Annotated in this window: 17 protein-coding genes; 10 read left to right on the top strand and 7 right to left on the bottom strand. The window is 36.7% G+C overall.

Annotation, left to right across the window (positions count from 1 at the left end; all coding sequences use genetic code 11):
* Positions 1–548 precede the first annotated feature (548 nt).
* The 3 genes from H6F62_RS21350 (at position 549) to H6F62_RS14115 (ending at position 1534) form a co-directional block, all read left to right on the top strand.
* Positions 549–752, top strand: coding sequence for a hypothetical protein (locus H6F62_RS21350; RefSeq protein ID WP_347238712.1), 204 nt, complete (start codon positions 549–551; stop codon positions 750–752).
* A 62-nt stretch (positions 753–814) separates the two neighbouring features.
* Complete coding sequence (locus tag H6F62_RS21345) at positions 815–1141, top strand: hypothetical protein (RefSeq protein ID WP_322745893.1); 327 nt, start codon at positions 815–817, stop codon at positions 1139–1141.
* 18 nt (positions 1142–1159) lie between these two features.
* Complete coding sequence (locus H6F62_RS14115; protein WP_190372309.1) at positions 1160–1534, top strand: hypothetical protein; 375 nt, start codon at positions 1160–1162, stop codon at positions 1532–1534.
* 41 nt (positions 1535–1575) lie between these two features.
* Here the strand turns inward: H6F62_RS14115 and H6F62_RS14110 are convergent, their stop codons facing one another.
* Positions 1576–2049, bottom strand: a complete 474-nt coding sequence (locus H6F62_RS14110) for a hydrogenase maturation protease (protein WP_190372308.1) — start codon at positions 2047–2049, stop codon at positions 1576–1578.
* Between the two features lie 379 nt (positions 2050–2428).
* On the opposite strand from H6F62_RS14110, the gene H6F62_RS14105 reads away from it, so the two are divergent.
* Both H6F62_RS14105 and H6F62_RS14100 read left to right on the top strand, forming a co-directional pair.
* Entirely contained in the window at positions 2429–2767 is a 339-nt protein-coding gene (locus H6F62_RS14105; protein ID WP_242026021.1) for a type II toxin-antitoxin system RelE/ParE family toxin, read from the top strand.
* Positions 2754–3065 carry a helix-turn-helix transcriptional regulator gene (locus tag H6F62_RS14100; protein WP_137908524.1) on the top strand — a complete coding sequence of 104 codons (312 nt, stop codon included), beginning with the start codon at positions 2754–2756 and terminating at the stop codon, positions 3063–3065. The genes H6F62_RS14105 and H6F62_RS14100 overlap by 14 nt, the downstream gene beginning before the upstream one ends.
* A gap of 638 nt (positions 3066–3703) precedes the next feature.
* Here the strand turns inward: H6F62_RS14100 and H6F62_RS14095 are convergent.
* From H6F62_RS14095 to H6F62_RS14075, 5 genes are all read right to left on the bottom strand, one after another.
* Positions 3704–4126, bottom strand: coding sequence for a hypothetical protein (locus H6F62_RS14095; RefSeq protein ID WP_137909345.1), 423 nt, complete (start codon positions 4124–4126; stop codon positions 3704–3706).
* A 183-nt stretch (positions 4127–4309) separates the two neighbouring features.
* On the bottom strand, positions 4310–5905 hold the full coding sequence (locus tag H6F62_RS14090; RefSeq protein ID WP_190372307.1) for a nickel-dependent hydrogenase large subunit: 1596 nt from the start codon (positions 5903–5905) through the stop codon (positions 4310–4312).
* Between the two features lie 50 nt (positions 5906–5955).
* Complete coding sequence (locus H6F62_RS14085; RefSeq protein WP_190372306.1) at positions 5956–6918, bottom strand: hydrogenase small subunit; 963 nt, start codon at positions 6916–6918, stop codon at positions 5956–5958.
* A 480-nt stretch (positions 6919–7398) separates the two neighbouring features.
* The gene (locus tag H6F62_RS14080; protein ID WP_137909362.1) at positions 7399–7605 is read right to left on the bottom strand and encodes an RNA-binding S4 domain-containing protein; all 207 of its coding nucleotides are present in this window, start codon (positions 7603–7605) and stop codon (positions 7399–7401) included.
* A gap of 51 nt (positions 7606–7656) precedes the next feature.
* Positions 7657–8118, bottom strand: coding sequence for a nitrate reductase associated protein (locus tag H6F62_RS14075; RefSeq protein WP_137909363.1), 462 nt, complete (start codon positions 8116–8118; stop codon positions 7657–7659).
* Positions 8119–8219: 101 nt separating this feature from the next.
* Between H6F62_RS14075 and H6F62_RS14070 the strand changes: the two genes are divergently transcribed.
* On the top strand, positions 8220–8855 hold the full coding sequence (locus H6F62_RS14070; RefSeq protein WP_190372305.1) for a molybdenum cofactor guanylyltransferase: 636 nt from the start codon (positions 8220–8222) through the stop codon (positions 8853–8855).
* A 132-nt stretch (positions 8856–8987) separates the two neighbouring features.
* On the opposite strand, the gene H6F62_RS14065 is transcribed toward H6F62_RS14070, so the two are convergent.
* Positions 8988–9629: a hypothetical protein gene (locus tag H6F62_RS14065; RefSeq protein WP_190372304.1), complete on the bottom strand. Its 642-nt coding sequence runs from the start codon at positions 9627–9629 to the stop codon at positions 8988–8990.
* A gap of 649 nt (positions 9630–10278) precedes the next feature.
* On the opposite strand from H6F62_RS14065, the gene H6F62_RS14060 reads away from it, so the two are divergent.
* The 4 genes from H6F62_RS14060 to H6F62_RS14045 form a co-directional block, all read left to right on the top strand.
* The gene (locus tag H6F62_RS14060; protein ID WP_190372303.1) at positions 10279–11247 is read left to right on the top strand and encodes a hypothetical protein; all 969 of its coding nucleotides are present in this window, start codon (positions 10279–10281) and stop codon (positions 11245–11247) included.
* 10 nt (positions 11248–11257) lie between these two features.
* The gene (locus H6F62_RS14055; protein ID WP_028089732.1) at positions 11258–11521 is read left to right on the top strand and encodes a hypothetical protein; all 264 of its coding nucleotides are present in this window, start codon (positions 11258–11260) and stop codon (positions 11519–11521) included.
* Positions 11522–11529: 8 nt separating this feature from the next.
* On the top strand, positions 11530–11754 hold the full coding sequence (locus H6F62_RS14050; protein WP_028083582.1) for a hypothetical protein: 225 nt from the start codon (positions 11530–11532) through the stop codon (positions 11752–11754).
* 158 nt (positions 11755–11912) lie between these two features.
* A partial coding sequence (locus tag H6F62_RS14045; protein ID WP_190372302.1) for an N-6 DNA methylase occupies positions 11913–13444 on the top strand: 1532 nt, incomplete at its 3' end.

Here is a 13444-nt window from a genome sequence, read left to right as displayed (position 1 = left end):
GTTTAAATGTGTTTAAAAATAAAGGTAAAAAGCCAGATCCCATAAAAAACACCTAAAATGTTAATAAATAATGCCCGTATTTATTACGTGATCAGGATTTCGTATAAATTGCGGGTAAATCCCTCTGCGGGGGGTTTATATCCTACGGAAGTTTATGTACAGACACGCGGTGTAGAAGGAATAATAGTTGAGAATAATTGTCTGACCTTAATTTATAAATTAGGCGATGATGGATGAGAAAATTATGTTATACTAAATAAATGTATCAACAGATTCATCTTTTTAGTTAGTTGTGTTTATCATAGGTCTAGCTGGAAATATCAAGACAGGAGTTGTAGATATTGTTTGTTGGACAGCGGACACCATTTAAGCGCTATCGCTGCTTGAGCATATCTTCACGAAAAAAACATACAACTATGTTTTGATTTTGATAAACTTATTCTCAATGCAGATTTGGGATTTGAGAACCAGGAGTTTATTACTAGTTGTGTGATTTCGACAAGCAGCGCGAAAAAAACTAGTCAGACGCTTAAGACTACCTATATCTTTTGTCTGTAGTCTTGGCCATTGTTAATAAATGTGTGGAAGATGTCTATCAAGCAACGTCTTTACAGCCTAGTCACCAGCAAAAACTAGAACATCCTCAATTTACAGCGATTTTCACCGAGAACGGTTTTTTGATAACGTTGGGAATAGACGTTCTATTAGGCGTTTTCAAAAACATTCTGTTTGGAGAAAATGTCTATTGGTAATTGCTTGAGCAGTTCAACCACCAATAGCAACGGAGAATTTTGAGGAAATAGAAATTTACTCAGTGGTGCATGATATCGAGGGAATTTCACCAGGGTTCTATAAAAATACACATCTCATTGAAGCGGGTAACTTTAGGGAAAAAATAGGTTATTTGTGCATTAATCAAGCTATAGATAGAGATTGTGCTGTAACTTTGTTTTTTGTGTCCAATTATTTGAGTTATCAAACCGCTGTGCAATTAGCCGGATTTATTGGAAAGAGTGTGTATTTATTTAGCAATTATTGGCAAATAGATTGTAGTAGGATTGGTGCTTTTTATGATGATGAAACCCAAGACTTTCTACAAACCAATAAGGACGTATTGTACGCAATGGCAATTGGTAAATAAATAGGAAAATAACGGGAAATGACGAAAAAAGAATCTCAATTCCATGCTGATGATAAGCACCCTATACAGCCAACATCAGTAGATATTATGCTTAGACAACAATTAGAACATTCAATTAGTAAATACTTTTATGAAGGATGCGATCGCATTATTCATAATTTGTTGTCTAATTGTCGTTGGTATGCCACAACCCACGCTAGTATTTTGACTTTAGTCATTGAATGTCCCGACCAAGTTACTAACTGGCGAATTTTGCAACAAATTGTTCCCATGGCCAATGTTCTTTCTGGCATTGTTAGCAGTGCCAAAATTCGTATTTGTCCACCTGATCATCAAACTGTACCTTTTGAAATGAGGGTAGATGAGTTACCAGTTTATCGTGATTGGATCTGATTTAATTGAGGATTTGAGAATTTAGGATTTGAGATTGTTGATTAAGCCATGACATTCTGCTGGATAACTGTAATTAGTTCAGCAAAAACTAAATCAGCAGAACGTCGAACCACAGAACTTAATTCCAGCCCCAAATCCAGATTTCCAGCTTCAATTAAATAAACTGTCACCTCTTGAGGAAAATTATCACCAAAGATTTTTCTCCCAGCCGCCAAAGCATGATCCCAACGAAAATCATGTAAGTTGTAACTAGGTTCGGGTAGCGCCTCTAATTCGTTCCCTGGGACTTTAAATATAGCACCTGCTTCTGAACCTGTGCAACTAGCATCAAGAATAATTAATTTTTTACTTCCTCTCGCTTGAAACATCACTTCCATTCCCGCAGTTCCACAGTCAAAAACGCGGATTTTGGGGTGAGGATTTTGGGCGAGATATTGCTGTAAACCTTGGGCAATAATTACGCCGACAGCATCATCACTGCGATTCAGATTACCACAACCAATGATAGTTAGCATGAGATATTTATCCTAACATGAATATTATCAACTTGGCACAAAAAATTAAAATTTATGGAAATTCTGACTACATCTTTAATCATTGACTTTATACTGAGTTTAAATAAGTGAACGGAAAAAAACCGACATCAGTAACGAAAAGTAAAGTTGCCCGAAACCTCTTTTCTGTTAAGAGTTAAGAGTTAAGAGTTCCCTCACTATAACGACAATTTTTAACGCCAACCTACTTACGCAAAACACCAAACATGGAGGTTATTGTGCCAAAGTATCCAAGTTGGCCTATAATAACAATATTGATATAGTGAGAGAGTGTGCAGTGCCTGAAACCCAGGTTGTTTTCTACTAGGAGGAGGATGGGGAAGTACCTGTTCTGGAATGGTTGACGCGACTTTTAAAAGAAGACCGCAAAGGATATGCAAACTGTGTAGCCCGCATCAAGCAGCTTGCGGCTTTAGGATACGAACTGCGTCGCCCTGGGGCGGATTACTTGCGAGATGGAATTTATGAATTGCGGGCAAAGCATATTCATGTCCAGTACCGGATTTTGTACTTCTTTCATGGGCAAAACGTGGCGATTCTGGCACAAGCCATTACGAAAGAACAAGCAGCAGTACCAGCAATTGATATCGAACGAGCGATAGCGCGAAAGCGTTTATTTGAGGAAAACCCAGAAACACACACTTACTACGAGGAGGAAGATGATGATGGCCAAGACTAAGGATGCGATTAAAATTATCGACAAGATGACTCGTACTGATCCTCAACTTGAGGCAATGGTAGCGGTATCTGCCATTAATGGAGAAGTGGCACAGTTAATATATGAAGCCAGAACCAAAGCAGGGTTAACGCAGAAACAGTTGGCTGAACTGATTGGTACAAAACAACCAGTAATTGCACGGCTAGAAGATGCTGACTATGAAGGACATTCTCTTTCCATGCTGCAAAAAATCGCTCATGCTCTGAATCAGCGGGTAGTAATTCATCTAACTCCAATGGATGAACAGCAAATTGCATAGTGACTGGCAGAGGGTAAGGTGGAGTAAAACTTTCAGTGGGGAAATAGATTTTCTGCGATAGCGAAGCACTCCGTAGGAATCGCTTATTTCACCCTTTTTATTGATATCAGGGTCTTTGTAAGAACTTACTTATATTAAGAATTTTGCTAAAAATATCATTGATATTATTGCTTATAAATATATTCGGGAAGGTCAAGAAATTACGATTAATTATAATGGACAGGTTGATGATATTTCTCCTGTGTGGTTTGATGTGGAGGAATAAAGCTAACCCAGAGGCGCACAGTCCCAGAGAGATGAAGAAATGAGCAGATGTCTCGTACTTACATTAATTTAGTAAAGTAGGTTGGGTTGACGCAAGGAAACCCAACATTTATATTAACTAAGTGCGTCAGAGGTTACTATTGTCAGAATCAGGATGATCAAGATTAAAGGATTAACAGGATTATTTATTGATAATTTATTCATTGTGAGTAAATAAATTTTCATTTTTTAGATTAAAAATTAACATCTTGAAAATCTTTAACTGAGGTTTATAATTGACTTACCCTTTTGTGTTGGGTTGCGATTCGCTTAAGCCAACCTACAATTATTGTCAATTATTATTTTCATGGGTGGGAATTACCCACCCTATAAATCTATAAACTTACACCATGCTTTTGGGAAATTTCCACAAGTCGCTCATATTGATGTTGTGATGCTTTCGCTAAAATTGCATCAGCTTCTTCTGGATTAGTACCATCTTTAGGAATTAAATACTTAACATAAAGAGAAACAAAATCAACCACCGCAGCTAAACCTGTTAATTCGTGTTTATCAGCTTGTTTACCGGCAATGACAGCCACCAAACCGGCTCTAATTGGGTCAGGTCTGACTTTCATAAATTGATCAACTAGTTGCTTAGAATAATCCGCTGGGGCTAAATTCTTGAACTTACTTTGATCAGGTTTAAATTCTAATCCTGCGGCTGTTGACTGCTCCAACATACACCATTCTATAAATTCTTGCAGTACGGCATCAGGAAGCTGGGGAAGATATTGATGTAGTTCTAAATTAGACACAATTAGTTACCAATTTTAGTATTTTCTAATTCCTAATTGATAATTCTTCATCTGATAATTAGGAATTATCAATTATTCCTTAAAATTCAGACTAACTCACGGATTTAGGAACTTTTGTACAGTAAATAACAATTATATAGAACCCTGACTTCTTGAAGAAGTCCGGGATCTGAATCATATAAATTAAGCTGTTCTAAACCGTGCCAATTCTTCACCAGTTTTTGCGTCATGGGCATGAACAGTACACACCAAACACGAATCAAAAGAACGGGCTACATGACCAACTTCTACCGGGTCTTTAGGGTCTTGAATTGGCGTTCCTATTAATGCCTTTTCAATTGGTCCTAGTTCTCCTGCACCGTCACGGGGTCCGATATTCCAAGTACCGGGAGCGATAACTTGGTATTGTTTAATTTTGCCTTTTTCGATCTCTACCCAGTGACATAATGCACCTCTAGCGGCTTCCGTTGCACCCCAACCTTTACCATCTTTTTCTTCGGGTTTAATATACCAAGGATCGTTTAATTTGAACTCCCTTAAACACCGTTCAGCTTGACGATATAGTTTAACTATTTCGTGGACTCTTCCTAATTGTCTAACATGAACACTTGCACCCCCCATTTTCTTAAATGTATCCAGAATAAATGGGTCATAATGTTGCCAAGATTCCCCATGATTTCCGCCGGCAACTAATTGACGCGCTAGAGGTCCTGCTTCTAAACGTCCTAAGTCTTGGTGGAGGACAGCACTTGACCAAGAATATGCCCCATTAAAGTCTTTTTGATTGTGATTAATTGGGTTTGTAGTGCGATCGCTTGGATGCCAATCTTGGCTACCCTCATCATACCAGGAATGGGTTAAATTCTCCCGAGCAAATGCTTGATTCATCAAGCTATGAGTATCAGTAAAACTATCATAAACACCACTTTTCATAATCACAGCAGCATTACGTCCTTCAACGGTGGGCTTATTGTATTTATCCTCATGGGGAATATAACCCCAAGTCACATATTTACCCACACCCGCACCATATCTATCCAAACCGATATCTAACCCCATTCTCCAATATAAACCCAAGTCAGATTCTCGATGTTTAACATCTTCATTTAACCACTTTTGAAAATCCTCATAAGATTGAATTTCTTCATATCTTTCTAAAGAACATCCTAACCACACTGGTTCTAACCAATTAGTGCGGAAATATTCCAAAATTGCCCAGGCGCGGGTAATATCAGTTAAAGTGGGGGCGCACATTACTCCACCAGGCACCATATAACTGCTGTGCGGCCATTGTCCACCTAATAAAGCGTAAATTTCCACAGGTTTTCCAGAAATGGTAATGCCGATTTCATAGGATTTACCTGTGAAAGCAGCAAAGCGCCGACAAGCTTCATCATAAAAGTGACTGCGGCGATAATTTTTATTAGTTAAATCAATGGCAAATAGTCCGTAAAAATAGCGAGGAATACTTTGGATTGTTTCGACAATTTGCCCTAAGTTTCTCGCCAAAATCGCATTTCTGGGAACTTCTGTTCCCCAAGCTGTGTCCAACGCCCAAGAGGCAGAACTGAGGTGAGAACCGCCACAAATACCACAAATTCTGGGAGTAACAATTAAGCCGGCTTGGGGATCTTTTCCGCGTAAAATTATTTCAAAACCCCGAAAAAGTTCGGCATGAGTCCAGGCGTTGGTGACATATCCATTTTCGATTTCGACACGCACATCTAAATCACCCTCGACTCTACCAACGGGTGAAATATCTAAGGTTTGAATTGGCATATTTTCTGGGTAATTGGTAATAGGTAATTGTTTCTACTAATGATCAATAACTAAACGGTAAAAAAGTCTTCCTCTGCCCATTTTGGGGCTGCGTCTTTGGCGACAACGGTAAGCACTGCGTAATCTTTATGGTTGACTCCGGGGGGTATTTCTTTGGGTACTCCCATGACGGTTTGGGTTTTAAAAACTGTTCCGGGTTCAAGGTCAAAAAAGGGAAATTCCGGTTCTGTACAGCCTAAACAGGGCATTCCAGCCCGGGTTTTGGAGGAGACGCGGTTCCAAAGAATACGGTTACAGGAAGAACGGGTCATGGGTCCACGACAACCTAAGTCGTAAAATAGACAACCTTTCCGTTGGCCAAATTCCCCGGTTGTGGCTTTGTATGCAAAGTGAATATTGCGGGTACAACCAGTTTGGGTGAAGGTATTAAAGAAGGTTTGGGGACGATGTAGTTCATCGAGAACTATATCATCAATTCGTCCGGTGGCGATCGCTACTAATATCTGCGTTATCCAGTCGGGGTGTGCAGGACAACCGGGAATATTAATGACGGGTAAACCACCTTGACTGACAAAATCTGAACCTAAAAAACCGCCTTTTTCCCGTTTCAGAAATTGTAGTCCTTTGGAGTCGCTGGGGTTGGGTGACATTGCGGGAATTCCCCCCCAGGTCGCACAGTCTCCTACTGCGACAATGAATTTGGCAACTTTGGCTAAATCGTTTAACCAATCTTTCATGGGACGGTCTGCAAACCGGTTCCATTCTCCTGTACCATTAGGGGCGTTAACTACGCTGCCTTCAAATACTAAAATATCCAGGGGCGTTTTCCCTAAAATACAGTCCCATAACATGATTTGGACGTTATCACCCAATTCTAAACCCAAGGAAGGATGCCAAAGTATTTTCATGCCGAAATCAGCAATTAAATCACAAGCTGTCGGTTCTTCCGCATTCAGAAATGACATGGTGTTACCTGAACAAGCACCACCTTGTAGCCAAAGTACATTAGTCATTAGCTATGTATTTTTATATATGTTGACAATGGACAATTAAGGAAGTTTTCGAGGGGTATAATTTCCCTTTTTTCAGGATTTAGCTTGTAGATTTTGACCCTCTTGATCATTAATTTGGACTCCTATTTGATTTGTGGGCCAGATTTGTATTAACCAACCACTTGGGACACAGAGATCACGGAGGAGGAGAACAGGGAGATGTCTATGTCTACTGCAATTGCCACAAACACATTTTCTTTAGGAGTGCTATAGCTATATTTGTTATTATAATCTAAGGTATTATTTAAGTCAATTACCTTTTTTCTAAATAAAACTTAAAAGTTTTTGAATAGGCAAATGGCAGTAAAATAACAAATAAATAACAAGTATAAAAATTAATTAATTATCAGGACGTGATACAGCAGTTCCCGATCTTATGAAGTACAGATATTAATAATAAAACTCTTGTGGTGCGGGCATCTTGCCTGCACAAAGTGTACTTCACTCAATCTCAACTTGCTGTATAATTTCCCCTACTTTAAAAGTTTCTCGTCCTATTGTCACTATATCATCATCTCCTAATTTTCGTCCCCTTCTTGTTTCCACTATACCATTCACTTTCACCTCACCATCAAGTATCAACAATTTCGCTTGACCTCCCGTAGAGGTTATACCAATAAACTTTAAAAACTGGTCTAATTTAATCATTTGCCTTTACTAATTACTTAAAAAGTATCATCTATAGCAATATAGCAGAATTTAGGATTTTGGCAATAAATTAAATTCTACCAAAGCCGGTAAAAAGTTTTTATTTTCATGGCTAGGACGACTGAGTTTAATTAGGACAAACCGCTGTAAAATGGTTAAATTTTCCCAAGCCTCGATAGTGATAATTATACCTATTTCTTGAGCTTTTTCGTCAACACTTCTGGGAATATTGGTAGTATCTAGCCATGCTGGATCAGGTTCAATTGGTAATTCAGCTACAGATTTACCAGTCAGTTTCAATACTAGCTGCTGAATATAATCTCTGTAATTATGAATTTGACTATCTGTATCACAAGGTAATATGATTAATTTTTGACGTGATTCTTGATTCATCTGATTCCATTCTGCTAATTTTAGCTTAATTCCGCAAGTATCTAGTTTGTAACGTACTAGCATAGGAATACAGCGCAAGGAATCAACAAAATCCGCTTCAAATTCAAAAAAATCTGTCATAAAATGGGTGTTATTTTTTGATCAAAAATAGATTTATATAGTTATTGTAAATGATTTATGAGAAAATAAAGTTAAATTTTATTAAATAGAATCCAAATATTATGAATATTGATTCCCAGCATCATGTTACGACTATTATTTTAGCTGGTGGTAAAAGCACTCGCATGGGTAGAGATAAAGCTTTAATTCCCATGGGCGGTGTGCCTATGTTAAGATTAATTTGTACTATTGCAGCGGCTTGTACGGATAAAGTTTATATTGTCACTCCCTGGCCAGAACGTTATCAAGAATTACTCACATCTAAAAGTCAATTTATTCAAGAAGTTCCTTTACCTGGGGAAACTGGCAATGAACCCCGCACCCATGGACCCCTTGTAGGTTTTATGCAAGGTTTAGCAGCAGTAGAAACAAATTGGGTACTTTTATTAGCTTGTGATTTACCAAATTTACGGCTAGAAATATTGCAAAATTGGATAGGTCAATTAAACACAATTCCCGAAAATAAAATAGCAGCTTTGGTACAAAATCATCAAATTTGGCAACCTTTATGTGGTTTTTATCGTCGTCGTTGTTTACCGGAATTAAGGCAGTATATTGAACAAGGTGGACGTTCTTTTCAGCAGTGGTTAAAATCTTATTCAGTAGAAGTATTACCTTTGGAAGATTCACAAATGCTATTTAATTTTAACAAGAACATCCCCGAATTAAAAGAAATCGGGGATTTAAAGAGACCCTAAATGGTCTAAAAATAATAATTTCCCTAAGCACATTTCCTTAAATTTGCGAATCTGGATAAAATTAGACGCGATTAGATTAATTAATATTTATCCAACTTAGCTTTTTAAAATTTGCTTAGTTAAATACTGTTATTAATCAACGTTGCTTAAGCATTCAGACTTAACTGGTTCAAAATTAAGGTTCTTGATTTTCCCTTGGGCGATTTTTCTTTTAGCAAAAACGCCAGCCCCAAATACCATTGTTGCACCCACTAAAGGAAGCGCGTCTGTTTCCCAGGGAACTGCGGTCACGATACCACCATTAATACCACGTGCATTAGTACCCTGATTAGTGTACCCAGACTCCCTAGAGCCAGTAGTATAGCTACGATTAGATTTGGTTAGATTCGTACTCTGGCCAATGGACAGGGGTAAAGGTTGATCAAAAGATACTGTCAACGTCCGTTCAAAATATTGAGGCAAGGTTAATTTATTATCACTATAATCAAGAGTGAAGCCAGAGGGGCTAAAACTCGACAGGGTAGAACCGTTCGCTGCACTATAAGTAAAAGCGCTGAGTAAAGGTGTACTACTAGCTCCAGTTACACTGATAGACCAATCTGTATACGTTGAGCCATCGTATTTGAAAGTTCCGGTTAGTGTTCCACCAGTGCTGAATGTACCACCTGATATCACGTAATTAGTTACAATAGCATGGGCGGGTGATAAAGCGCCACTGCCCAAAACACTGGCAACAGATAATCCGGTTAAAAGCGCAATTTTCTGTAAATTCATAATGTCTTGTGGTTATTGAATGAACAAAGATTGTAAAATATACATCTAGCTGATGATACCAGTTATGGTAAAAGATGTCAAGTAGTTTTACTAAAACAAGTAAACAGTAGATAAATATTTCTAATCATCTACATAGATAATCATATAAATATATTATGTAATAAATATGGCTTGGAGTGATCAACTGTACTGCATTTAGTTTGTATAATTATAGTTTGTATAATTATAGCGGGCAGGATGCCCGCACCACAAACAAGATTTAACCATATTAGGATGGTACAATTTAGCTGGGTAACAGCTTAGTAAAAGCTATCATTCAAGTTGTAAATTACAGTAAATTTTTTTAAACTGAGATTAATATTGGTAAATTTACTCTAGATTTTCATCAAGCAAATGTTTTATAGTGGAAAATATTGGTGTTGTTGCCCTTGTACTCAAGTTCGTGAATAGGAAATAAGTAAAAACTCCCTATTTAGCTTTAGGTAAATTTTGCTTTCAGCTAGGAAATTGATCAAAAAAGTGGGTTTCATAATTTGTCATGAAACAATGATAAATCCAGAAATCTGCATCAACTCGAAAACTGCGTAAATCAGCTTAGTTAATAACCCAAATGTGTGAGTATTGATAATTTAATTCCCCAGAATAATTTATGATATCTAGTATGACAGATTCAGCGGTAAAAGCAGCGATCGCGGCTATATCTTCCGAGTCAGCAACAACAGCAGAAAAAATCCAAATGCTGATGGAAATTGCGACAGGTTTACAAAAAAAGCCGCAAACATCCCAAGATTTACGCCATGCAATTGGGCTATTTGACCGTGCATATCAAATGTGTGGACTGGAATATGTTTTACTGAAAGCACGGGCTAAGGTGGGCAAGGCAGGGGCATTACAGATGATTCCTGATGGTGATTCCCAGATGTTGCAAGAAGCGCGGGCAGATTATGAGGAAGCTTTGCCAATTTTACAACAATTTGCCACTGCGGAGGAAGTGGCAGCAGCCCAAATGAATTTGGGTTTGGTTTTACAGTCTTTAGTTCCCGAAAATTTAGCGCGGATAACTGATAGTATTCATGTTTATCATCAGGCTTTGCGGGTGTTTACTTGGGAAAAGTATCCCCAAGAATATGCGATTTTATATAATAATATAGCGATCGCTTATCTGTCTATACCTATGTCATCAGAACGGGAATCTTTACGTCAAGGTTTAGCAATACAGTCTTTTGAAACTGCTCTCAAACATATTAACATCATTGACCATCCTAGAGAATATGCAATGTTGCAAAATAATTTAGGAAATGCTTTACAATATTTAGTGAGTTCTCATCCTGTAGAAAATAATTTACGGGCTATTTTAGCTTACAATGAAGCTTTAAAAGTGCGTAATCCTCAAGATACACCGTTAGAATATGCTAACACAATTTCTAACAAAGCTAATGTTCTTTTCAACTTACCTGACAATCCTGAAAAACCGGAATTAGGAAATCAAAGAAACCTTTTGCAAGCGCGAGAATACTATCAGCAAGCTTGGCAAATATTTACAGACAATCAACAATTAGAACAAGCAGAAATAGTAGGTAAAGCACTAGAAGATTTAGCCGCAGAAATCCAAGTATAGGAGAATCATCATGTTTGATTTTGTCAATGATCCAGAATTTATTAACTTTCTGTATAGTCTAAATACAGAATTAAATTTCACCACAGGATTTACTTGGTTAATCATTGCTGTAATTTTATCAATGGTTGGTGGTGCAATTGGTGGAATTATCCTTGCTGGTAAAGATATTGGATACAAATTTGCAGCCATAATTGGTAGTTTATTCGCACCAGCGGGGGTAATTCCTGCGGTAATTTTAGGGTTATTTATCCTGAATTTATTAGCTAATTACTAGGAGGATATATGTTAGAATTAAGTTGGTTTTCTATTAAGTTATTTTTTAAGGGTAAACTATTCCGTGACCCCATATATTTTCTGCGTCAAACCATAATTGCTAGTGGTATTGGCACAGTTATATTAGTATTACTAGCACAAGCATCAATTCCCCTTTGTATTCCCATTACTGTAGCTAGTTTAATTACGGGTGCAATTATGCCTTTTTTATTGCAAGATTTTAGAATGAAATGATTTACAGTAGGTTGGGTTGACCCCAGGAAACCCAACATCAACATTTTCATTTTCACAACTTGTTGGGTTCCGCTGTCGCTTAACCCAACCTACAAATATATTACAATTATATGCTATTATAAAAAGCAAGAAGTTTAATAAATAATTATCCAGGGATTATGTCTGATTTTAATAACTACATCCAAGATTTACAAGAAAATCTTAAAAGTGGTGGACAAAGTAGTCATTACCCCAGTCTAAAACGTCTCATTGAGGGTTTAATGATAGGGATTAATGCCAGAATTGAAGAAAAAGGTAATCAAGCAGGAATACCCGATTTAACTATCAGAAAAAATGAGCGGATTTTAGGATATATAGAAGCTAAAGATATTAATATTGATTTAACTAAAATCGAAAAAATACCACAACTCAAACGTTATTTAGAATCAAATATTGGTGACAATTTGATTTTAACTAATTATCTAGAATTTCGGTGGTATGTAAACGGAGAATGTGAAAAAACTGCTAAACTAGCTGATTTAAAATCAGGTAAAATTATTCTAATTAATAATTTACAACCAATTAGAGAATTACTACAATTATTCCTAAATCAAAAAGCCAAAGATATTAATAATTATTACGATTTGGCTAAAGAAATGGCAGCTTATACTAAAACCATTAGAAACGCCATTCAATCATCTTTAGAAATAGAAACAACCACAGAAGAATTAAATCGTCTACAAGAGACATTTAAAAAACTACTACTTTTAGATATAGATAATGATAAATTTGCAGATATGTACGCTCAAACTATCGCTTATGGGTTATTTACTGCAAAAATTGGTCATGCACAAAACCCTGGAGAATTTGCATTTAATCGCACAACAGCCAGTATTTATATTACCGATAAAATTCCTTTTTTAAAAGGTTTATTTGATTTAGTTTTAGGAACTAATAGCATTAGTAAAATTCACAAATCAATTGAGAATTTAATAGACTTATTTAACACAATAGACATGACCAATATTTTAGACAACTTTGGTCAAGAAACCCGCACAGAAGATCCAGTTATTCACTTTTACGAAACATTTTTAGCCGCTTATGAATCTTCATTAAGAAAAAGTAGAGGAGTTTATTATACTCCTGAACCTGTAGTTAATTTTATTGTCCGTTCTGTTAATGATATTTTAGTTAATGAAGAAATTTTTGATTTAGAATATGGTTTAGGAAATCGCAAAGTCACAATTCTTGACCCAGCAACTGGAACAGGAACATTTTTATATGCAGTTATTAAACAAATTCGTGATCATGTTGCTAAATATGGTGTTGATAAATGGCATAGTTTTTTAAGAGACGCAAAACTTTTAAAGCGTTTATTTGGGTTTGAATTATTGATGACTCCCTATACCATAGCACATCTAAAGTTAGGTTTATTATTAGGAGATTTAGGTTATAAATTTGCACCAGCAGAAAGATTAAAAATTTATTTAACTAATGCTTTGGAAGCAGGAATAAAATCCGGGGAATTAATTCCCGGTATTACCCAAATTATCGCAGAAGAATCAAGTCAAGCAGCCAAAGTAAAAACCGACATTTCTGTAACTGTAGTATTAGGAAATCCTCCTTATTCTGTCAGTTCGCAAAATGCGAGTAAACGCAAAAGGGTCTTAAATCAAGATGAAAGATATTTAGTAGATATTGAATATACTGG

Source organism: Anabaena sp. FACHB-1391 (genome assembly GCF_014696755.1).
Taxonomy (GTDB): Bacteria; Cyanobacteriota; Cyanobacteriia; order Cyanobacteriales; family Nostocaceae; genus Dolichospermum; species Dolichospermum planctonicum.
The sequence above is the reverse complement of the archived record's forward strand: the minus strand, read 5'-3'. Positions and strand labels throughout refer to the sequence as shown.